This is a genomic window from Methyloligella sp. GL2 (assembly GCF_013341275.1).
GTDB lineage: Bacteria > Pseudomonadota > Alphaproteobacteria > Rhizobiales > Methyloligellaceae > Methyloligella.
Genome location: NZ_CP054476.1, coordinates 707,570 through 729,489, shown reverse-complemented (window position 1 = coordinate 729,489; position 21,920 = coordinate 707,570). Strand labels below are relative to the sequence as shown.

The following is a 21,920-nucleotide window of genomic DNA, read 5'->3' as shown; positions in this document are numbered from 1 at the left end:
TCCTGCAGCGCCTCATCTGCCGCCGCGCGGCTTTCCTGGTATACCGGCATCCTTTGAGGTTCGACTGACGTCCCGTTAGCCCCGCGAAGGTGACTGCCGCCCATGCCGCTCGAACTGACCGCCAGCTTCATCGATCCGCGCATCCTGGCTTTCGCCATCGTCATCGGCATGATGGCGCTGTTCGCCTGGGGCCGCTGGCGCTACGACTTCGTGGCGCTGATCTCGCTGCTCGCCGCCATCGCCGTCGGCGTCGTGCCGCCTGAGAGAGCCTTCACCGGCTTCTCCGACGACATCGTCATCATCGTCGCCACCGCGCTGGTGGTCAGCGCCGCGATCGCCAAATCCGGCGTGGTGGAGCGCGTCGCCCGCAGCGTCGGCGGCTATCTCACCAACACCTGGCGCCAGGTGCTGGGCCTTGCCGGATCGGTGACGGCGATGTCCGGACTGGTGAAGAATATCGGCGCCCTCACCATGCTGATGCCGGTCGCCTTCCAGCTTGCCCGCCGCACCGGCACCTCGCCCTCCTCGCTGCTGATGCCGATGTCCTTCGGCGCGCTGCTCGGCGGCACCGTCACCCTGATCGGCACCTCGCCCAACATCATCGTCTCCCGCGTGCGCGAGCAGATCCTCGGCGAGCCATACCGTATGTTCGATTTCGCCCCCGTCGGCGGCACACTGGCGATCATCGGCGTGATCTTTCTCACCTTCGGCTGGCGGCTTCTGCCCCGGAATCGCAAAGGCGCTCCGACCATGGATGCCGCCTTCAACCTGGAGGCCTACACCACCGAGGTCACCGTGCCGGAGAATTCGCCTTGCGTGGACATCACCATCCGCGCCTTCGAGGATCTCTCCGAAGGCGAAGTCGAGGTGATCGCCCATTTCCGCGGCCGCCGTCGGCGCTATCAGCCGGCCGGCAATGTGGTGATCAAGCCGGGCGACATTCTCATCCTGCAAGGCGAGCCCGACGCGCTGGAGCGCATCGTCGCGCTTGAGAAGCTGAAGCTGGTGCGCGCAAAAAATACCGGCGAGCTCGACGCTCCAAAAGACGATGTCGGCGTCATGGAGGCGGTGATCACCGCCGAATCGGAGCTGGTCGGCTACACCGTGAACCAGCTCAAGCTATTCGATCGCCATGGTCTCACCCTGCTCGCCGTCAGCCGCCGCGGCCGACGCATCGCCAACCGTCTGCAGAAGGTGAAGCTGCAGGCCGGTGACGTGCTGGTGCTGCAAGGCGACCTCACCGCCATGCCGGAGACTTTGGGCGCGCTGCATTGCCTGCCCCTCGCCGAGCGCGAATTGCGCATCGGCCGCTCCGCAAGCCTGGTGCCGCTCGCCATTCTCGCCGCTGCCATGGTGCTGGTGGCCTTCGCCATCGTCCCCGTCGCCGTCGGCTTCTTCGGCGCCGCGGTGCTGGTGCTGCTGTTCCGCTGCCTGTCCTTGCGCGAGGCTTACGAGGCCATCGACTGGCCGATCCTGATCATGCTCGGCGCGCTGATCCCGGTGAGCGATGCCTTGCGCACCACCGGCGGCACCGAGCTGATCGCCGTCTGGCTGTCGGAGGCGGGCGGCTACCTCCCGCCCCTGGGGAGCCTCGCCCTGATCATGGCCGTCGCCATGGCGGTGACGCCGTTCCTCAACAATGCCGCCACGGTCCTGGTCATGGCGCCCATCGCCGCCACCTTCGCCGAGCGGCTGAACGAAAGCCCCGACCCCTTCCTGATGGCGGTGGCGATCGGCGCGGCTTGCGACTTCCTCACCCCCATCGGCCATCAATGCAACACGCTGGTGATGGGACCGGGCGGCTATCGCTTCGGGGATTACTGGCGCCTTGGGCTGCCCTTGAGCCTCATCGTGCTCATCGTCGGCACCCCGCTCATCGCCTTCGTCTGGCCGTTCTGAACGGGAATTCCATCCCTCTGCTCGACCCCCACCCCAACCCTCCCCCTTTCAGGGGGAGGGCGTGACGCCTCGGTCTCCCTCCCCCCCTAAAAGGGGGGAGCCGGAGGGGGCACCTCTCCCCGTCGGGGAGAGGCGGCCGCGAGAAGAAACAACCGGGACCGCTATTCGGTCCGATCCCAGTTCGCCGCCAGTGAGCCAGGACAGCTCTCTTCCACCTCCGGCACCGCCTCGCCGATCCTTCCCGGCGCGAACACGTAGCGCCCCTCGCAGACGCTGGCCCGCGGCGGGATATGCGTCTTGTCGAACAGGTTGGAGCCCTTTTTCAGATCGGCCCAAAACCGCGCCCAGGGATAGCCCTTGCGGCGCTCCAGATTCTTTTCGCTCATCTGGAACGGCAGCGCCATCACCGCAAAACGCGCCTGCCCCGCATCGAGCGCGGCGGTGATCAGCGTCCAGATCTCGCCCACCACATCGTTGGTCATGGCGTAGCAGCCGATGGAGGAGCAGCCGCCATGCACCATCAGATAGGAGCCAGTGCGCCCCTTCGCCTGGTCGAAGCGATTGGGAAAGCCGAGATTGAACGAGCGGTACCAACGGCTGTTCGGATTGAGCTGGGCTTGCGCCACCGTGTAATAGCCCTCCGGCGCCTGCAGATCGCCCTCCTGCAACTTCGGCCCCAGCCGCCCGGACCAGAAGCACACCGGATAGGTGGCGAACAGGACGTAATCGTCGCCCTTCTGCATCCACAGCTCCAGCTTCGATTCCAGCTTGTAGATACGGATGAAGACGGGATCGCCCTGTGCCAACCCCTTGGCAGCGAGCCGCCCGTCGAGGTCGGCGAGGTCCGGCGTGCCGGACAGCGTCTTGCCGGCGCTGAACGCCGCCCGGTGCTGCATCCGCTCGGCGTTGATCTCCAGCCGGTCGAGCAGCTGCCGTCCCGGCGTGGTCAGTAGGAACACCGCCCCCCCGGCGAGTGCAAAGAATGCGATAAGGAAAAGGACACGCCACATTTCTTGAGATACGCTTTACTGAATTAACGTCCTCTCACCTACCTAGTCCCGGCGGCGAATAGTCGTAGACATCGTATCCACCAACATCGACCCTATGCTCTAAAAGAGCACGCTGCACTTCTGGCTTGAGTGGAACGTATGAATACTCGGAAATGACATCGACCGCCCACTCCCGCGCGGGCCGTATGTTTTCCTTGGGTTCGGCACGCAGAATACCCACAGCAATCTCGACCATCTTCACCTGCAATGCGCGATCTTGCGTCCAATACGTAACAAACCAACCGCCAACGGTAACCACGGCTGAAACGATGGCTGCAATCAGCGCAGCCTGAATTTGACTCCCCATACTCTCCCCCTCCCGACATAGCGGCCTATGCCGAGAAGTATCGCTCACGCGCTACAGTTGGGAAAGCTTGTGGCAGCAATCATTGATTGCTTGCTTGTCTACTCCGCGCTAGCGACCGGCGGGTTGGGCACCGCAGGGCCGAGCGAGAAAATATGAAAGGTCGAATCCGGCTTCGTCCCGAAGGAAGACCCCATCGCCAGGCCGAGCGGCTTGGCGGCCGGTCCCTTGGGCAGCGGCGCGCTCTGCCCGTCGCCCTCGGCGATCTGCGGCTCCTCATACGGGATCACCGGCAGATGGCGATAGGCCGGGCAGGATTTGCGCGGATCGGCCACCACATCCGGATCCACGAAGGTGGTGTTGATCAGATATTTCTTGTCGCAAACCTTGACGTTCGGCTGCAGCCTTGTGGTCTCGAAATAGTCGTAGCCCTCTTTCAGCGTCTTCCAGAAATCGAACCACTTGCTGCCCTTGTGCTTCTCCATATTCGCATCGCTCATGCGGAACGGATAGGACTGCACCTGGAAGCTCTCCTGCCCGCCGGCCAGGGCCTCGCGGCTCAGGGTGAAGATCTCCTCCACCGCCTCGTCGGTCATGGCGAAACAGCCGATCGACGAGCAGCCGCCATGCACCATGATGTTGCTGCCGGTGCGGCCATGGGCGCGGTCATAGGCGTTGGGATAACCGACATTGAAGGCCAGATGCCGCCGGCTATGCGGGTTCATCTGACGGGCGGCGACGGAATAGAAGCCTTCCGGCGACTGGCGGTCGCCCTCGCGCAGCTTGGGCCCGAGATGTCCGGAGAAGCGGCAGATCGGATAGGTCTTGAACAGAGCGAAATGACCGTCCGCCTTCTGCTTCCAGATCTCCAGCTCCGCCTCGTCCTTGAACACGCGCACGAGGATCGGCGCACGCTCTTGCATTTCCTTCTCGGCGAGCAGCTCGGTGCTGCCGAGAGAAAGCGGTTTCAGATAATCGGGAGCGTATTGGCTGCAGCCGCCAAGAAACCCAAGGCTGGCCACCGCCGCAAACGCGAACAATCCCTTCAACGCAACAATACGCAGCACGCAGCAATACCCCTCATGTGCCCAGCTAAGATCGTCCCCTTAGGGTTAATGCGGAGTTAGCAACAGGCAGCGGTCCGCCAGATAGCAGAGACTCTGGGCCAGAAAGTGTTGCACAGGCGGCGTTTCAGCGCAGCCGGCGCCACCGCCTCAAAGCGGATTTCCAAGCAATTTTAAGGAGTTGTGGTTAACGCGAGGGCGCGTTTATTGGCCCGGCGCAGGCGAAGCCGGCCCCAGCGTGAACATGTGATAGGTCGGCTTTGCGGGGCCGAATCCGAGCCCCATCCGGCTTGCCAGCGGGCTCGCTTCCAGCGAGGTGGGCTTGGCCTCGGCGGTCTGCTGCGGCGGCGGGGTGAAACGCTGCACCGGCAGATACTGATAGGACGGGCAGCGCCCCGCAGGATTGACCCGCGGGTTGCGGTCCACGAAGGCCGCGTTCACCACATAGCTCTTGTTGCAGACCAGGATGCTCGGCTGCAGCCGGGTCGCCTCGAAATAATCGTAGCCCGGCTTCAACTGCTCCCAGAACTTGTACCACTTGTCGTCCCGGTGCTTGGCCATGTTGGCGGCCGTCATGCGGAACGGATAGGCCTGGATCATGAAATAGTCCTGGCCGCCCAGCAGCGCGTCCTGGGCCATGATGTAGATCTCTTCGATCATCGCATCGGTCATGGCGTAGCAGCCCGCCGACTTGCAGTCGCCATGCACCATGATGTTGTTGCCGGTCCGGCCATAGGCCCGGTCGAAGGCGTTGGGATAGCCAATATTGAACGACAGGTGATAATGGCTGCGCGGGTTCAGCTGGTCCCTCGAGACCACATAGAAGCCCTCAGGCGCCTGGCGGTCGCCCTGGCTCTGCTTCGGCCCCAGCTTTCCCGAGTAATTGCAGATCGGATAGCTCTTCAGCAGGTAGTAGTGCCCGTCATCCTTCTGCCGCCACACCTCCAGCACCGCCTCTTCCTTGAAGATGCGGATCATGATCGGCGAATCCTCGCGCATGCCTTTCTGGGCGATCAGCGCGCGGGTCTCCGGCGGCAAAGGCTTGATATAGGCGGGGGTGTATTGACCGCAGCCGGACAGCACGACGACGGCGACCGTCATCGCGACAGCCGTAAGCACGGCTTTCGACAAGCAAACACGAACCATACGCAGCAATGCCCCTCGCTTGCGCCGGTCAAATTCGAGCCCATGCGGTTAAGGCAACGTTACAAGCGCCTCGGCAAGGGACCCCCCATGCCGAGCACTATACCAAATTTGGCGAAAATTGGTGACGTAAAAAAGCGGCAGCTTTGCGGAGAAAAGGTTAACGATATTAACGATTTCAAGGGGTTAGCGATTTGCCGCAGGCTGAACTCAGCTCACCCGCCCCATGGCGAGAAATTTTTCGCGCCGGTCTTTGCGGATTTCGTCGGCCGACATGCCGGAAAATTCGCTCAACGCTTCGTCGAGCACCGCGCCCGCCGCAGCGATCACATTGTCCCGCTCCCGGTGCGCCCCGCCGGTCGGTTCGGAGATGATTCCGTCGATCACACCGAGTCCCAGCAAGTCCTGGGCGGTGATCTTCATATTGGTCGCCGCGTCCACCGCGCGCGCCGAATCCCGCCACAGGATCGACGCCGCCGCCTCCGGCGAGGCCACCGTGTAGATCGAATGCTCCAGCATGTAGATGCGGTTGGCCGTGGCGATCGCCACCGCGCCGCCGGAGCCGCCCTCGCCGATCACCAGCGAGACGATCGGCACGCCGAGCCCCATGCAGACATCGGTGGAACGGGCGATGGCCTCGGCCTGGCCGCGCTCTTCCGCGCCGATGCCGGGATAGGCGCCGGCGGTATCCACCAGCGTCACCACCGGAACCGAGAACCGTTCGGCCAGCCCCATCAGCCGCTGCGCCTTGCGATAACCCTCGGGCCGCGCCATGCCGAAATTATGCTTGATGCGCCCTTCGGTGTCGGAGCCCTTCTCATGCCCGATCACCATCACCGAGCGTCCGTTCATCCGGCCCAAGCCGCCGATAATGGCGTGGTCCTCGGCGAACAGCCGGTCGCCGGCAAGCGGTGTGAAATCGGCCACCAACCCATGGATGTAATCCAGGAAATGCGGGCGCTCCGGATGCCTGGCGACCTGGGTCTTCTGCCAGGGGGTGAGCTTGGCATAGGTCTCGATCAGCGCAGTCCTGGATTTCTCCTCCAGGGTCGCAAGCTCGTCGGCGATGGAAACGGCGGAATCATCCTGATCGGAAAGCGCACGCAGTTCGGCGACTTTGCTTTCCAGCTCAGCGATCGGTTTTTCGAAATCGAGATAGGTACGCATTCAGGCCTTTGGAAGCGCCACTGCCGCGCCCCGGCCGATAAACGACAGGGGGCGAGCACGGCGGAAGAGAAACGAGTGCCGGCTTCGCTTTTTAAGTGGCCTTAAGGCCAAACTGTGTCAACCGTCGGTCGTGTCGCTTCGGCCAAGCTTCTAAGAATTCCGTTTATTTGCGTCTCGAAAGCGGCATTTTGGCCAAGGGGTGGTGCTCTTCGACCAGTTTTCGCAGCCGTTCCTCGATCACATGGGTGTAGATCTGGGTGGTCGAGATATCGGCATGGCCGAGCAGCTGCTGCACCGAGCGCAAATCCGCCCCGCGCTCCAGAAGATGGCTGGCGAAGGCATGGCGCAGCACATGGGGAGAAACCCGCGAGGGCTCCAGCCCCGCCGCTATCGCCAGCGTTTTCAGCTTCTGGCCGAAACGCTGCCGGGTTAGATGCTGTGCCCCGTCGGCGGAGGGAAATAGCCAGGCCGAACCCGCCTGGCCCTTCACCCCGTTCATGGCGTCCAGATGCATCTGCAACGCATCCCGCGCCGCATCGTTCAGCGGCACCAGCCGCTCACGCCCGCCCTTGCCCTTGATGGTGAGGATACGGTCGTCGGCGCGCAGCACCGTGCGCGGCAGACTCAAAAGCTCCGAGACCCGGAGCCCTGTGGCATAGAGCGTCTCCAGCAGCGCATAAAGCCGCACCGCCCGCCGCCGCGCGCCCTCATCGCCCGCCTTGGCGATGCCCTCCCGCGCCGTCTCCAGCAGCCCCTCGACTTCCGCGAAGGACAGCACCTTGGGCAGCGGCCGCCCCAGCTTCGGGCTGTCGATGGCCGAGGCCGGATCGTCCTCGCGCATCCCTTCCGATAACAGGAAGCGGAAGAATTGCCGGATCGCGGAGAGCTTCCGTGCCCGGCTCGAGGCCGCCAGCCCGTCCTTGGTAAGCTCGCCCAGATAATCGCGGATCAGGTCGGGCGTGATCGCGAGCGCATCGGCCCCGCAGCCCTTCGCATAGCCGAGAAAGGCCGCCAGATCGCGGGTATAGGCCTCGATCGTATGGGGTGCCGCGCCGCGCTCGGCCATCAGCATATCGAGAAACAGCTTCAGCTCTGAGGAGGTGTCTTGCGCCTTGCCGCCGGCCAAGGCTTACGCCTTCCCGTGGAAGGGCCAATGGCCGTAGATCGCCTCGAAGCCGATGCGCCGCGCTTCGGCGTCCAGACCGACCTTCTTCAGCGCCCGCACCGAATCGCCAAGTGCGATCAGATTCGCCCCCTTCGGCCCATCCGGTCCTAAAGCCGCGGCGACCAGCATCACCGTCGGCCCTACCTGGCCGGCATCGGAGGCCCGCTTCAGCTCGGTCAGCACACCGGTCTCCGGCAGATAGCCCTCGCTCGGCTGCTCCGACTGGCTCGCCATATCCCAGAGCGGGATCGGCACATCGTAATCCAGCGCATCCAGCACCGTGATCAGCCGGTGTATCAGCGCCGGCGGCAATTGCGCCTGGGAGGCGATGGCCGCGCCCTGCTGCAAAGCCTCGCCCGAGCGCTGGCCAAACGGATTGTTCGCCGCCACCAGCAAGGGCCAGCCCCGCGCCGCCTGGCCGCCCCGGCCGATCCACTCCCAAGCCGCGTTGTCGTCGCCCGCCAGCACCGCGACCCGCACGCCGGTCTCAGCGAAACGGGCCGCTTGCGGGTCTTCGGCCAGCTTGGCGCTCTCCGGCGCCAGCGCCTCGGCCAGCGCCACCTCGATCCCGGCATCCTTGCCGCTCGCCAGCAACGCATCGATGGATTCGGCCCGGTACTCGGCCGAAGGCGCCGAGGCAAGCGTCGCGAACAGCCTGGCCCTAAGCGCCCAAGGCGCCTTCGCCCCTTGCGGCAGGCTCGGCACCGCCTCGGTATAGGCGGCACGCAGCTCCTCGCCGGTGATGATGTTCAGCTTCGCCGCCCGCTCCGCCGCGGCAATGCGCAAATCCGCCGAGGCTTCCCGGTCGGTGGCCAGCAGATAGAGCAGGCTCGGGCTCGCCGTTTCGGCAAGCTTGGCCGGCACCGCCACCTTGCCGAGGCGCAGAAACATGTAGTCGATCACATCAAGAGTCTGCGGCATCGGCGGACGCGCCGCCCCGCTGCCCGAGAGCTGCCCGATGATCGCCGCCGGCACCGGCGCACGCACGCCGCGGGATTGCGCCATCTGCAAGGCTTGGCTCGCCCGCCCCATATCGCCGCGCGCCGCCGCGCAATAGGCCGGGATCAGGAACGCCGCATAGGCCGCCGCGCTGTCCGAGCGTGCAGTTTGCGGCACCTGACCCGGATCGATGCGGCAGGCCTCCTCCTCGCGCCCGACGGCCAACAGCGCCGCCGCATAACGGGCATTCGCCCCTGGATCGCCGGCTTGCGCCGATTGGCCGAGCAGGCTGGCGATCTCCTCGGCGCGCCCTGCCCGCTCCAGCGCCATCACCCGAAGTGCGATCTCCGGTCCGCCGGAGGGCGGATCGGCTGCCAGCACCCGGGCGATCAGATCGCCCAGCGCCGGCGAGGAGACCGGCAGATTGGCCCCGGCCACCAGGCGCTGCAGGCTTTGCTCATCGACACCGCGCCATACGCCGACCGGCAGCGGGGTGCGGCCCGAAGCGCCGCCATAGCTCGCCTGCGCACCGTAATTCGAACTGGGATCGTAGCCCGCCGCGGCACCGGCCGGCGGCTGCCCACCGTAATTCTGGCCGCCGAAATCTTGCTGGTTGTCGTAGGGTTGCTGCTGGCCGTAATCCTGCTGCCCAACGCCTTGCTGACCGTAGCCGAAATCCGGCGGCGGGGCGACACCATAGCCGTCCTGCCCACCATATTGATCGCGGCCGAAGCTCGGCTGCTGGTAGGCCGGCGCGCCTTGCCCACTACCTTGTCCGTTAAAGGCAGGCCCTGCCGTCTCGTTCTGATCGCCGGGCAGAATCGAAAGCGGCGCACCGCTATCCGGCCGGCCGTCGGGGGCTTGCCCATAGGCATCGTAACCTGGGCCGCCGCCAACATCCTGATCGCCATATTGCGGCTGGACGGTATCCGGCCCGCCGGGATTTTGCGGCTGGCCGTATGCACCTTGATCCTGCGGCGGCGGATAGCCCTGGTTCGGCGCTTGCTGGATCGGGGCTTGCTGCTGCGGCACCGGGATCGGCTCCAGCGAGCGGCGCTCGATTTGCGCCGAAGCGGGAGACGCAAGCAGCATCGTCGCGCAGAGCAACACGCCTGCACCGGCAAAACCGGCACCGGGACGGCCCGCCTTCGCGGCCGCCAATCGGCTATTCCTTCCGGACTTCGACATTGCGCAACGACTTGGTGATCTCTTTCGGGACAGGCTGAAAATACTCCGCCAAGACATAGAGGCTTCCGGCCACCGTGCCGACGATAAGCGCCAGAACCGTGATGAGACGGAACAATGTCGGCATGACGGCGGCACCCTCTCCCCGTAGACCTGTTTTCGTTTGCCCGTTAAGCAGGGCGTCAATATGGCTTGCACCATGGGTTGCGGTCCTGCCGCGCCCGGTGCAAATCCGTTGTCAGCAGCCGCAAGGTATGAAACCGTGCGGCCCGACCTTGGAGACGCGGCGAACCCAACGCCGCTCGCGGCACCGATGAGTCTGCCCCTGGCTGAGAACAAAAAAGAGCAGTCCCAAGCTCACCCCGATGAAGACCGCCTGGAGCAGGAGCGCCTGGCGAGGCTTCGGGACGCGCTCGGTACGCGTAGTCTCGTGCTAATCGGCCTGATGGGCGCTGGCAAGACTTCTGTTGGCCGGCGCCTGGCCAATCGGCTCGATCTGCCTTTCGTGGACGCCGATAGCGAGATCGAGGCGGCGGCCGGCGAGCGCATCGAGGAGATCTTCGCCGAATATGGCGAAGCCTATTTCCGCCAGGGCGAGCGCAAGGTCATCGCGCGGCTGCTGCAATCGGGCCCGCAAGTGCTGGCCACCGGCGGCGGCGCCTATATGAACAGGCAGACCCGCGAGGGCATTGCCCAGGCCGGCATCTCTATCTGGCTGCGCGCCGAGCTTCCGGTACTGATGAAGCGCGTGCGCCGCCGTACCGACCGGCCGCTGCTTGCCAGCGGCGACCCGGAAGAGACCATGCGCAAGCTGATGCTGGAGCGCTATCCGGTCTATGCTGAGGCCGACCTGACCGTTGAAACCCGCGACGCCCCGCACGATACCGTGGTCGCCGATATTATCGCTATGTTGGAGCAGACCCTGCTGCCCGCCGCGCCCGGCGAAGACAGGGCCGCTCCCGAAGAAGAATGATGACCGACAATCTGACCCTGCAAGAAGCCGCCGAGACCGCCATTCCCGTGACGCTCGGCGAGCGGAGCTATCAAATCCTCATCGGCGAAGACCTGCTCGGCAAGACCGCGCTGCATCTGGATTCCTTTCTGCCCGGCGCCCGCTGCGCCGTGGTCAGCGACGAGAATGTCGCCGGCCTGCATCTCGATAAGCTGAAGCGCGGCCTGCAGGAGCAGGGCCTCTATCTCGGCGAGATCATCGTGCCGCCGGGCGAGAGCAGCAAATGCTTCGCAAGGCTCGAGCAGGTCTGCGACCGGCTGCTGGATCTCGGCGTCGAGCGCGGCGATTGCGTCATCGCCTTCGGCGGCGGCGTGGTCGGCGATCTCGCCGGCTTTGCCGCCTCGATCCTCCGCCGCGGCGTGAACCTGCTGCAGATTCCCACCAGCCTCTTGGCGCAGGTCGATTCCTCCGTTGGCGGCAAGACCGGCATCGACATGCCGCAAGGCAAGAACCTGATCGGCACCTTCTTCCAGCCGGCGCTGGTGCTGGCCGATATGAGCGTGCTCTCCACCCTGCCCGAGCGGCAGATCCGCGCCGGCTATGCCGAGGTCGCCAAATACGGGCTGATCGGCGATGCGGAGTTCTTCGCCTGGCTGGAGACCGCCTGGCCGGAAATCATCGAAGGCGGCACCGATGCGCGAAAGAAAGCCATCGCCACCAGCTGCCGCGCCAAGGCCGCCATCGTCGCCGAGGACGAGAAGGAGGAGAGCGGCAAGCGCGCTTTGCTCAATCTCGGCCATACTTTCGGCCACGCTTTGGAGGCCTTCACCGGCTATTCCGATACGCTGCTCCATGGCGAGGCCATCGCCATCGGCATGACCCTCGCCTTCCGCTTCTCCGCCGAGGAAGGCATTTGCGAGCCGGCCGATGCGGAGCGGGTGAAAGCCCATTTCCAGGCCGTCGGCCTCCCCACCGAGATTGCCGATATCGATGGCGCCAAACCCAGCGCCGCCGAGATGCTGCGCCTTATGGCCCAGGATAAGAAAGTCCATGCCGGCCAGCTCAATCTGGTTCTGGTGCGCGGCATCGGCAGCGCCTATCTCGACGCGAAGTTCGATATGGACGCGCTGACCGCCTTCCTGCAGCGGGAGTGCGCCCCCTAATGATCCTCGGCCTTTCGATCATGCTTGGCGCTATTCTGGCGCTGCTGCTTGCCTCGGCCTTCTTCTCCGCCTCGGAGACCGCGCTCACCGCCGTCTCCCGCGCCCGCATCCACGCCCTGGAGCAGGACGACAACCGCCGCGCCAGTCTGGTCGCCACGCTGATCCAGACCCGCGAACGGCTGATCGGCGCGATCCTGCTCGGCAACAACCTGGCCAATATCGGTGCCTCGGCGCTGGCCACCAGCCTGTTCATCTCGCTGTTCGGCGATGCCGGCGTGGCCTACGCCACCATCGTCATGACCACGCTGGTGCTGATCTTCGCCGAGGTGCTGCCCAAGACGCTGGCCTTCAACAATCCGGAGCGTTTCGCCCTCGCCTTCTCGCCCATCGTGCGCTTCTTCGTGGTGATCTTCGCGCCCGTCACCGCCGCGCTGCAGTGGCTGATCCGCGTCACCCTGCGACTGCTCGGCGTCTCGATCAGCGACGAGACCGACGTGTTCTCCGCCCATGAGGAGATCCGCGGCGCCATCGAGCTGCACCACAAGGAAGGCGGCGTGGTGAAGCTCGACCGCGACATGCTCGGCGGCGTGCTCGATCTGCGCGAGCTCTCGGTCGAGGACGTCATGGTCCACCGCACCAATATGGACGCCATCGACGCCGACCTCCCCGTTGAGGAGATCGTCGATGCGGCGCTGAAGAGCCCCCATACCCGCATTCCGCTGTGGCGCGAGAAGCCTGAAGAGATCATCGGCATTCTGCACGCCAAGACCATGCTGCGCGCCTTGCGTGATGCAAGGGGCGAAGCCGGCAAAATCGACATCGTGGCGCTGGCCAGCGCGCCCTGGTTCGTGCCCGATTCCACCTCGCTGAAGGATCAGCTCAACGCCTTCCTCAAAAAGAAGGCGCATTTCGCCGTCGTCGTCGACGAGTATGGCGAGGTGATGGGGCTGATCACCCTGGAGGACATCATCGAGGAGATCGTCGGTGACATCACCGACGAGACCGATCTCGCCAGCACCGCCGCGACGCCGCAAAGCGATGGCTCGGTGATCGCCGAAGGCTCGGTGCCGATCCGCGATCTCAACCGGCTGATGGATTGGGACTTGCCCGACGAGGAGGCCACCACCATTGCCGGCCTCGTCATCCACGAGGCTCAGACCATCCCCAATCCGGGCCAGATCTTCACCTTCCACGGCTTCCGCTTCGAGGTAATGCGCCGGCAGCGCAACCGCCTCACTTTGCTGCGGGTGACACCGGTCGCCGAGGAGGAAACCGAGAACGGCGGAAGCGGAAAATAGGGCTAGGAGCGCCGAAACGCGGCCTACCCCCTCCCCCCTAGAAGGGGGAGGCCGGGGTGGGGGTCAGCGGCCCTAGCTCCTTGCCGCCGATATCGACGATGCCCCCTCTATCGCCCCCTTTAGGGGATATCGCAGATCTAACAAACTCATCCTAACTCAGGTAGCGTAACTGCGCTCAGCAACCTGTGGAGGATGGGATGACCTCGTACCTGCTCAGCTACGATTTAATGAACGAAACCGGATCGGCGGACTATGAACCATTGTTCGAAGAGCTTAAGCGATGGGATGCGCAGCGAACTCAATATTCAGTTTGGCTTCTCGCAGATAATTCGACAGCCAAAGAAGTACACGACCACTTCAAGCGGCACCTCGATTCAGACGACCGACTGTGGGTCACCGAGATCGTGAAGAACAAATACTACTCGAACGCAATTAGCGGGACAAACGCTTGGTTGGCGGAAAATCCGCCAACGCGATAAGGCTACATTTCACCAAAAGGGAGCCTTCGACATGAAACTAGATCCCAGGAAGCGTCCGCCTACGGCAGCATTTCTTAGTCGCAAAACCAGTTTGCCTAATAAAATCCTAGCTCATTTTATCATACGAGGGGGTTGCTTCCGTCTTTCCCGAATCTGCTAAGTTACGTTTGGGGGCTCAGGTCGATCTTTTCAAAGAGGGGATTTTTGTGCCCGAGGAAATCAGCAAACACCCTAACGGAATCAAAGTATTAGCTCCAAAATCGCTGGGAAAAGAAATCGCCCCTGCACAATCGTCATTAGACCTTGGAATCGAGAAAGACACCGAGGTCAACGGCATTGGCATGGGTGTCCTTTCGGATGGAACGCCTTATCTGAACCAGCGTGGCTTAGCGGCTCTTTGCGGCGTCCAGAATGCGCACATCGGGACAATTAGTTCTCAGTGGAACGATGAGGAGCTGAAGCCCCGCATAGCGGCGATCAAGAGCATCCTGAACAAGCTAGGCGTTGAGTACCCAGCAGCCCATTTCGAATTATCGGATAAAGGAACACCCCACTTCTGCTACCCGGCGGATGTCTGCCTCGCGGTTCTGGAATACTACGCTTTTGATGCCGGCTCGAACTGCCAGCCGGAAGCACGCGACAACTTCAGGATCCTGGCTGGATCTAAACTGCGGGAGCTGATCTATAGCCAAGTTGGCTATGACCCCACTGGCACCGGCCGCTTCGAGAAGTGGCACGAGCGCATCGCTCTAAATTTTCAATCAGCGCCGAAAGGCTTCTTCCACGTCTTCAACGAAGCGCACACCATCATCTACGAATTGATCCTGGCTGGCGCAAAGATTGATGAGAGATTCGTCGTGGACATTTCTATTGGCCAGCACTGGTCGAAGCACTGGCAGGAAAACGGGCTGGGCGAAACCTTTGGTGAGCGCGCGAAATATCCACATTGCTACCCGGACAGCCATCCTCAATCAGCTTCAAATCCGCAGGAGTCGTGGTGTTATCCGCTTGAAGCGCTCGGCCAATACCGCGAGTGGCTTCAAGAGATTTACATCGAGGGTGGGAAGTTCAGCGGTTACCTGAAGAACAAGGTTTCGAAAGGGGAGCTTCCGCCATCAGTTGCTGAGCTTGCCATTACAGCCATCGTGCCTCCCCAGATTGTTGGCCCTAGCGGCTAAAATTGTTCAGCTTTTTTTGCGCTCTCTTGGCTCGTGGCGTACCGGCAGCGCAACCGCCTCACTTTGCTGCGGGTGACACCGGTCGCCGAGGAGGAAACCGAGAACGGCGGAAGCGGAAAATAGGGCTAGGAGCGCCGAAACGCGGCCTACCCTCTCCCTAAAAGGGGGAGAGTCGGGGTCGGGGGTCAGGCGGCTAGAACGCCGCACATGCCGAAAAAAGACCCCCCTCTAGCTCCCCCCTTTCAGGGGGGAGGACCGCGCCGAGCATACCGAGTGAATGGGGAACAAGTCTTGGCGCTTAGCTGCCGCCGTCCTGCATGGCCAGCGCCATGGCGCGGATCTCTTCGTACTCGCCGATGGTCATGGCGCGAATCGAAAGCGCATGCACATTGCCGGCAAGTTCCTCGGCCAGCGCCTCGTTCACCAGACGATGCCGATCCACCCGCGACTTGCCGTCGAAAGCGTCCGACACCACGAGCACGGCGAAATGGCTGTCGCCGGTCCCCGGCGAGCTCGCATGTCCCTCATGCTTGTGGGACTCGTTCACAACCTTCAGCACCGTGGGCGCGAAAGTCTTCGTCAGCTTTTCTTCGATAGCCTTGTCGGTGGTCATCGTTCGGGAAACAACCGTTTTGAGGGTGATTTGGATCAGGCGCGCGCTATGCGGGAACCGCCTCTCTAGCGCGCCATTATAAAGCAGCCCATTGCCAAGAGCCATTCTTGTTATGGCCCAAACCGACTCCCATAATGAGCGTCATGAAGCTTGATTCAAAATTCTTCGACCGCCTGAGGGTCAAGCCGAAGGACGATCGCGTTCTGCACGCCAAAGCGCGTCCGAATTGCGATTGGAAGGGCTGTAACCAGCCCGGCATCTACCCGGCGCCGAAGGGCCGCGGCCGCGAAGGGCAGTATTTCAATTTCTGCCTCGATCATGTCCGCCACTACAACAAATCCTACAACTACTTCGAAGGCCTCTCCGACGAGGCCATGCAGCAGCATCTGAAGAATGACGTGATCGGCCACCGGCCGACATGGTCCATGGGCGGACGCAACGGCACCGGCGCCGACGCCAAGCCGGAAGGGGCAAGCCGCTTCGCCTATGCGTTCGGCGTGCAGGACCCGTTCAGCCTGTTCGAGGAAGATGTCGCCGACACCACCATTTCGCCCACCGTCAATCGCCCGCTGATGAAAGTGGAGCGCAAATGCCTCAAGGCGCTCGACCTTGAAGACAGCGCCACCAAGCCCGAGATCAGGGCCAGGTTCAAGCAGCTGGTGATGCGCCATCACCCCGATCACAATGGCGGCGACCGGTCCACCGAGGACAAGTTGCGCGAAGTGCTTCAAGCCTATAACTATCTGAGAGAGGTGGGGCTCGCATAACGTACGCTGACCTTGAATCCGAACCGGGTTCCCATATAGGGCTCAGCCAAGACGAGCCCTGAAATTTCAGCGAAAACAGGCCCCTCACGATCATGTCACTGGAAACCACTGCCGAAACCGCTCCGCTGCCGGATATGAACGTCTCGGTGCGGCAGGTCTTCGGCCTCGATACCGATCTCGAAGTCCCGGCGTATTCCAAGGCCGACGGGCATGTGCCCGATGTCGATCCGGATTACCTGTTCAACCATGACGTGACCATGGCGATTCTCGCCGGCTTCAAGCACAACCGGCGTGTGATGATCCAGGGCTATCACGGCACCGGCAAGTCGACCCATATCGAGCAGGTCGCAGCCCGCCTCAACTGGCCCTGCATCCGCGTCAATCTCGACAGCCATGTCAGCCGTATCGACCTGGTCGGCAAGGACGCCATCGTGGTGCGCGACGGTCAGCAGGTTACCGAATTCAAGGAAGGCATCCTGCCTTACGCGCTGCAGACCAACACCGCGCTGGTGTTCGACGAATACGATGCCGGCCGCCCCGACGTGATGTTCGTGATTCAGCGCGTGCTGGAGGTCTCCGGCCGCCTCACCCTGCTCGACCAGTCCAAGGTGATCCGGCCCCATCCGGCCTTCCGCCTGTTCGCCACCACCAACACCATCGGTCTTGGCGACACCTCGGGCCTCTATCACGGCACCCAGCAGATCAACCAGGGCCAGATGGACCGCTGGTCCATCGTCGCCACGCTGAATTATCTGCCCCATGACGACGAGGTGAAGATCGTCCTCGCCAAGGTGAAGAGCTACGACACCGACGAGGGCCGCAAGACCGTCTCCAACATGGTGCGCCTGGCCGAGCTGACCCGGAACGCCTTCATCAACGGCGATCTCTCCACGGTGATGAGCCCGCGCACGGTGATCACCTGGGCTGAGAATGCCGAGATCTTCGGCGGCGATTTGGCCTTCGCCTTCACCCTCTCCTTCCTCAACAAATGCGACGAGCTGGAGCGGGGATTGATTGCGGAGTTCTATCAGCGCTGCTTCGGCGAGGACCTGCCGCAATCCACGGCCAATGTGGCCTTGAGCTGAGCCATGGTGCAGAGCAAGAGGAAAGAGCTGCCGCTCGATCCTTTTAAGCGAGCCCTTTCGCTCGCCACCCGTTCCATTGCTCAGGACGAAGAGCTCGACGTCGCCTTCTCCACCGATCCGCCGGGATTGACGGGCAAGAAGCTGCGCCTGCCCGAGCCCTCCCGCGTGCCCACCGAGGACGAGCTTTCGGTGATCCGCGGCTATGCCGATTCCGCTGCCCTCTCCCTGGCCTGCCACGACAATGCGGTGCACGAGCGCTTGGTGCCCCAGACCGGCGAGGGCCGCACGATTTTCGATGCCATCGAGCTGGCACGGGTCGAAGCCATCGGCGCCAAGCGCATGGAAGGCGTCGCCGCCAATCTCTCCGCCAAGACCGAGCAGAAATACGACCGCCGCGCCAGCACCGAGCCGGGCGACAAATCCGAAGCCCCGCTCGCCGATGCTCTCGGCCTGCTGGTGCGCGAGAAGCTGACCGGAGAAGCCCCGCCTGCCAAGGCCAAGGGCATGGTCGATGCCTGGCGTCCCTGGGTGGAGGAGCGGGCCGAGCAGCTGATCGACCGCATGCCCGAGGCGCTCTACGACCAGGAGGCCTTCGGCCGCCTGACCCGCGATCTTCTCACCGCCCTGAACCTGTCCGACCAGTTCGAGCAGCAGAGCACCGAGACCGAGGAGAACGAGGAGGAAGAGCAGAGCGACACCAACACCGCCGACACGCAGGGCGAGGACACCGAGGGCGAAGACCGCGCCGAGGCCGCCACCGAGCAGCAATCCGAACAGGATAGCTCCGAGATGGAGGCCGACCTGGCGCAGGACACCGCCACCGATAATGTCGATGCCGACGACGAGATGATGGAGGCGCCGGTTCCGGCCGAGATGCCCCAGCCCAATGTCTCGGTGCTCGATGACCCCGAATCCTTCGGCTACAAGGTGTTCACCCGCGCCTTCGACGAGATCGTCCAGGCCGAGGAGCTGTGCGATGCGGAGGAGCTGGCGCGCTTGCGCAGTTTCCTCGACAAGCAGCTGCAGACCCTGCACGGCGCCGTCGCCCGTCTCGCCAACCGGCTGCAACGCCGCCTGCTGGCCAAGCAGAACCGCGCCTGGGATTTCGACCTGGAGGAAGGCATGATCGATGCCGCCCGGCTTTCCCGGGTGATCATCGATCCCATGCACCCGCTCTCCTACAAGCAGGAGCGCGACACCCAATTCCGCGACACCGTGGTCTCGCTGGTGCTCGACAATTCCGGCTCCATGCGCGGCCGGCCCATCATGGTCGCCGCCTGCTGCGCCGATATTCTGGCCCGCACCCTGGAGCGCTGCGGCGTGAAGGTCGAGATCCTCGGCTTCACCACCCGCGCCTGGAAGGGCGGCCATTCCCGCGAGCAATGGCTGAATGCCGGCAAGCCCGCCATGCCCGGCCGGCTGAACGATCTGCGCCACATCGTCTATAAATCCGCCGACGCGCCCTGGCGGCGCGCCAGGCGCAATCTCGGCCTGATGATGCGCGAGGGGCTGCTCAAAGAAAATATCGACGGCGAGGCCCTGGCCTGGGCCCATAGCCGCCTGCTGGCCCGTCCCGAGCAGCGCCGCATCCTGATGATGATCTCCGACGGTGCGCCGGTCGACGATTCCACCCTGTCGGTAAATTCCGGCGCCTATCTGGAGCGCCACTTACGCCAGGTCATCAATGAGATCGAGACCCGCTCGCCGGTCGAGCTGCTGGCCATCGGCATCGGCCACGACGTCACCCGCTATTACCGCCGCGCCGTCACCGTGACGGATGCGGAGGAGCTGGCCGGGGTGATGACCGACAAGCTGGCTGAGCTGTTCGACGACGAGATGACTTGGCGCGAGCTGCACAATGCCGCCCCCGCTGCGGGCCGCGCCCGCCGCCGGCGCGCGCATTAATGGCGGCTGCCAAGCCGCGAAAGCGCCTCCGCTGGGTTCTTCTATCGTTTTTTGGCGCCGCGCTTCTGGTCGCCTTCACCGCCGTCGGCCTGGCCCTCGCGGCCAAGCCTTGGACGCCGCTTGCCAAGCCCGTCGCGATAGAGATCACTGCCCTTCCGATCGACTTCGATACCGACGATCCGGAGCGCAAGGAGTTCGGCAAGCTCAGCTTCCGCCGCGGCCTCAACCTGTTCGGCAGCTCGCCCCATTTCGGCGGCTATTCGGCCCTCGCCATCGATCCCACCGGCCGCAAGATCGTCGCCATCTCCGATGCCGGCACCTGGCTGCGTGCCGATCTCGACTATGACGGCCGCTTCCTGAAGGGCCTGAGCAATGCCGCGATCGGTCCTCTGCTCGGCAAGGACGGCAAACCGCTTTCCGGCTTCTCGCGCCGCGATGCCGAAGCCCTCAGCTTGGCGGACGGCAATATCGACAAGGGCGCAGCTTACATCGCCTTCGAGGTCGAGCACCGCATCGAGCGCTATCCCTTCGATGCCACGCGCTTCGGCCCGCCAAGCGAAGCGGTCGCCCTTCCCAAGAACGGCCTTGTCGGAAATGCCGGCATCGAGGCGCTGGCCTATCTGAGGGAAGGCCCGGCGCGCGGTGCGCTCCTCGCCGTCTCGCAAGACCGGCAAGCGGGAACCGGAAATCATATTGGCTGGCTGATCGGCGGCCCCAATCCGGGCGCGCTGACCGTGAAGGATAGCGGCGGCTTCACCGTCACCGATATGACGATGCTGCCCGGCGGCGATATCGCGATTCTGGAGCGGCGCCTCGGTCTTGTCGAGGGCATGAGCATGCGCATCCGGCGAATCGCGGCGGAAAGCCTGAAGCCCGGTGCAGTGCTCGACGGCGGGCCGCTGCTTGAGGTCACCAAGCGCTACAATATCGACAATATGGAAGCCATTGCCGCGCACACGGCAAAAGACGGCCAGACCATTCTGACCGTCATGTCCGATAACAATTTCCTGGGGCTTCAGCGCAGCCTGATCTTGCAGTTTGCGCTGGAAGAGTGAGCGGCTTTAGGAAGCGGCGGCTTCGGCGCCGGTCTCCTGCGCCTTCTTCAGCTCGCGCTTCAGGCGCTTGGCCTTCAGGGAAAGCTCCTCGTCGGAGGCCTTCAGCAGAAATCCGTCCAGCCCGCCGCGATGCTCGACCGAGCGCAGCGCCGAGGCGCTGACCGTCATCTTCACGCGCTTCTTCAACGTCTCGCTCTCGAGCGTCACGTTGCACAGATTGGGCAAGAAGCGGCGCCGGGTCTTCCGGTGGGCGTGGCTCACGTTATTGCCAGTGAGCACTGCTTTTCCTGTAAGCTCGCAACGGCGGGCCATCGCAATCGTCCTTAAAACGTCAATTCATCGAAAGGCCGCGTTCCGGAACAACCGTCGCCTCGTGTTAAGAGCAACGATCAAGAAAACCGCGCGGCGGCCCGTGATATACGAGGCTGGGCACCAGCGGTCAAGCGATCCGCGCCGCTTTATATTTGTACCCGCCCGCCACGGAATTGACGAAACCCGCAAATAGCCTGAAATTTAGGCAAGTGAGTCGGCCGCTTGGGCCGTCTCGAGGAGAGATGAAGATCCATGCTGGCGCGGCGTCACCTCTTTGGAGTTCTTGGCGTTTTGGCTTTGGGTGGCGGCCTGGCGGCGGCCGCTCCAAGCCCGGATGCCTATGCCGCCGACAGTCTGGCCGAAAATGCCACCATCGAAGTCAAGTATTCGGTGAAGATCGGCAGCTTCAATCTCGGCACCTTCAAGCTCACCAATCATATCCAGGGCACCGTCTACCGCATCCGCGGCGATGGACGCTTCTCTATTCTGGAAGGCCTGCTCTATGAATGGCGCGGCACCACGGCAAGTGTCGGGCGTGTCACCACCGCCGGCATCCAGCCCTCGAAATACTCGTTGAGCTACAAGGGCGGCAAGGCGGTCGAAGAAGTCCGTATGAGCTTCGTCAGAGGCGCTGTGAGCGAGCTGGAGCTGGTGCCGCCGAAGCAGCCGAGCGCCCATAACGTGCCGATCACCGCCAAGCAGCTTGAGGATGCGCTCGATCCCATGAGCGCCGCCTTCCTGTTCGCCCGCTCCACCGACACCTCCGGCGATCTTTCAATCTGCAAACAGACCGTGCCGGTGTTCGACGGCCGCCAGCGCTTCGACATCAAGCTGAGCCCCAAGAGCCGGGTCCAGCTTTCGGGCAACGGTACCGGCTATAAGGGGCCCGCCGTCGTCTGCCAGGCGAAATACATCCCCGTCGGCGGTCACCGCCCCGACAATCCCGGCGTGCAGATGCTCTCCCAGACCGATCAGATCGAGATCTGGATGGTGCCCATGGCCGGAACCGGCCTCTACGTGCCCTATAAGGTGGTCATCCCCACTGGAATTGGCCTCGGCACCGCCGTCGCCACCTCGTTCAAGATCGCAGGCCCCCGCCGCGCCAGCCTCGAAAGCGGCGAATAGCACAGCGCGCGCCGCCCTTCTTCTCGCCCAAACTCTTAAGATGCGCGCGGCAAACCACCACATCTAGTGGTGA

21 protein-coding genes are annotated in these 21,920 nt (G+C 63.5%); 11 read left to right on the top strand and 10 right to left on the bottom strand.

Features of this window, described 5'->3' with window-relative positions:
- Positions 1-102: 102 nt before the first annotated feature.
- A complete protein-coding gene (locus HT051_RS03435) occupies positions 103-1,899 on the top strand; it encodes an SLC13 family permease (RefSeq protein ID WP_174540742.1) in 1,797 nt (598 codons plus the stop codon).
- 161 nt (positions 1,900-2,060) lie between these two features.
- On the opposite strand, the gene HT051_RS03430 is transcribed toward HT051_RS03435, so the two are convergent.
- The 8 genes from HT051_RS03430 to HT051_RS03395 all read right to left on the bottom strand — a co-directional run bounded on the left by HT051_RS03430 (position 2,061) and on the right by HT051_RS03395 (position 10,042).
- The gene (locus tag HT051_RS03430; protein WP_174540741.1) at positions 2,061-2,858 is read right to left on the bottom strand and encodes a murein L,D-transpeptidase family protein; all 798 of its coding nucleotides are present in this window, start codon (positions 2,856-2,858) and stop codon (positions 2,061-2,063) included.
- An 85-nt stretch (positions 2,859-2,943) separates the two neighbouring features.
- The gene (locus tag HT051_RS03425; RefSeq protein ID WP_174540740.1) at positions 2,944-3,255 is read right to left on the bottom strand and encodes a hypothetical protein; all 312 of its coding nucleotides are present in this window, start codon (positions 3,253-3,255) and stop codon (positions 2,944-2,946) included.
- Positions 3,256-3,353: 98 nt separating this feature from the next.
- The gene (locus HT051_RS15265) at positions 3,354-4,319 is read right to left on the bottom strand and encodes a murein L,D-transpeptidase family protein (RefSeq protein WP_174540739.1); all 966 of its coding nucleotides are present in this window, start codon (positions 4,317-4,319) and stop codon (positions 3,354-3,356) included.
- A gap of 201 nt (positions 4,320-4,520) precedes the next feature.
- Positions 4,521-5,435 (bottom strand): murein L,D-transpeptidase family protein, encoded by a 915-nt coding sequence (locus tag HT051_RS03415; RefSeq protein ID WP_174540738.1) that lies wholly within the window; start codon positions 5,433-5,435, stop codon positions 4,521-4,523.
- A 234-nt stretch (positions 5,436-5,669) separates the two neighbouring features.
- Entirely contained in the window at positions 5,670-6,626 is a 957-nt protein-coding gene (locus tag HT051_RS03410; protein ID WP_174540737.1) for an acetyl-CoA carboxylase carboxyltransferase subunit alpha, read from the bottom strand.
- A 163-nt stretch (positions 6,627-6,789) separates the two neighbouring features.
- Positions 6,790-7,698, bottom strand: coding sequence for a site-specific tyrosine recombinase XerD (locus tag HT051_RS03405; protein WP_246810288.1), 909 nt, complete (start codon positions 7,696-7,698; stop codon positions 6,790-6,792).
- Between the two features lie 57 nt (positions 7,699-7,755).
- Positions 7,756-9,891 (bottom strand): hypothetical protein, encoded by a 2,136-nt coding sequence (locus HT051_RS03400; protein ID WP_174540735.1) that lies wholly within the window; start codon positions 9,889-9,891, stop codon positions 7,756-7,758.
- A 4-nt stretch (positions 9,892-9,895) separates the two neighbouring features.
- Positions 9,896-10,042: a histidine kinase gene (locus HT051_RS03395; protein ID WP_174540734.1), complete on the bottom strand. Its 147-nt coding sequence runs from the start codon at positions 10,040-10,042 to the stop codon at positions 9,896-9,898.
- A 60-nt stretch (positions 10,043-10,102) separates the two neighbouring features.
- Between HT051_RS03395 and HT051_RS03390 the strand changes: the two genes are divergently transcribed.
- From HT051_RS03390 to HT051_RS03370, 5 genes are all read left to right on the top strand, one after another.
- Entirely contained in the window at positions 10,103-10,888 is a 786-nt protein-coding gene (locus HT051_RS03390) for a shikimate kinase (protein ID WP_371740597.1), read from the top strand.
- Positions 10,885-12,030: a 3-dehydroquinate synthase gene (gene aroB / locus HT051_RS03385; RefSeq protein WP_246810161.1), complete on the top strand. Its 1,146-nt coding sequence runs from the start codon at positions 10,885-10,887 to the stop codon at positions 12,028-12,030. Before HT051_RS03390 ends, aroB begins: the two co-directional genes overlap by 4 nt.
- Positions 12,030-13,328 (top strand): HlyC/CorC family transporter, encoded by a 1,299-nt coding sequence (locus HT051_RS03380; protein ID WP_174540731.1) that lies wholly within the window; start codon positions 12,030-12,032, stop codon positions 13,326-13,328. The genes aroB and HT051_RS03380 overlap by 1 nt, the downstream gene beginning before the upstream one ends.
- A 197-nt stretch (positions 13,329-13,525) precedes the next feature.
- On the top strand, positions 13,526-13,807 hold the full coding sequence (locus HT051_RS03375) for a CRISPR-associated protein Cas2 (RefSeq protein WP_174540730.1): 282 nt from the start codon (positions 13,526-13,528) through the stop codon (positions 13,805-13,807).
- 167 nt (positions 13,808-13,974) lie between these two features.
- Positions 13,975-14,985, top strand: coding sequence for a hypothetical protein (locus HT051_RS03370; RefSeq protein WP_174540729.1), 1,011 nt, complete (start codon positions 13,975-13,977; stop codon positions 14,983-14,985).
- 298 nt (positions 14,986-15,283) lie between these two features.
- Here the strand turns inward: HT051_RS03370 and HT051_RS03365 are convergent, their stop codons facing one another.
- On the bottom strand, positions 15,284-15,598 hold the full coding sequence (locus tag HT051_RS03365; protein WP_174540728.1) for a BolA family transcriptional regulator: 315 nt from the start codon (positions 15,596-15,598) through the stop codon (positions 15,284-15,286).
- A 143-nt stretch (positions 15,599-15,741) separates the two neighbouring features.
- Here HT051_RS03365 and HT051_RS03360 point away from each other — a divergent pair, with 143 nt between their 5' ends.
- From HT051_RS03360 to HT051_RS03345, 4 genes are all read left to right on the top strand, one after another.
- The gene (locus tag HT051_RS03360; RefSeq protein WP_174540727.1) at positions 15,742-16,365 is read left to right on the top strand and encodes a J domain-containing protein; all 624 of its coding nucleotides are present in this window, start codon (positions 15,742-15,744) and stop codon (positions 16,363-16,365) included.
- A gap of 92 nt (positions 16,366-16,457) precedes the next feature.
- Complete coding sequence (cobS, locus tag HT051_RS03355; protein WP_174540726.1) at positions 16,458-17,450, top strand: cobaltochelatase subunit CobS; 993 nt, start codon at positions 16,458-16,460, stop codon at positions 17,448-17,450.
- A gap of 3 nt (positions 17,451-17,453) precedes the next feature.
- A complete protein-coding gene (cobT, locus tag HT051_RS03350) occupies positions 17,454-19,355 on the top strand; it encodes a cobaltochelatase subunit CobT (RefSeq protein ID WP_174540725.1) in 1,902 nt (633 codons plus the stop codon).
- Complete coding sequence (locus tag HT051_RS03345) at positions 19,355-20,410, top strand: esterase-like activity of phytase family protein (RefSeq protein ID WP_174540724.1); 1,056 nt, start codon at positions 19,355-19,357, stop codon at positions 20,408-20,410. The genes cobT and HT051_RS03345 overlap by 1 nt, the downstream gene beginning before the upstream one ends.
- A 6-nt stretch (positions 20,411-20,416) precedes the next feature.
- Here HT051_RS03345 and rpmB read toward each other — a convergent pair whose 3' ends face one another.
- Entirely contained in the window at positions 20,417-20,722 is a 306-nt protein-coding gene (rpmB, locus tag HT051_RS03340) for a 50S ribosomal protein L28 (RefSeq protein WP_174540723.1), read from the bottom strand.
- Positions 20,723-21,013: 291 nt separating this feature from the next.
- Between rpmB and HT051_RS03335 the strand changes: the two genes are divergently transcribed.
- Complete coding sequence (locus tag HT051_RS03335; protein WP_174540722.1) at positions 21,014-21,847, top strand: DUF3108 domain-containing protein; 834 nt, start codon at positions 21,014-21,016, stop codon at positions 21,845-21,847.
- The last annotated feature ends 73 nt before the right edge of the window (positions 21,848-21,920 follow it).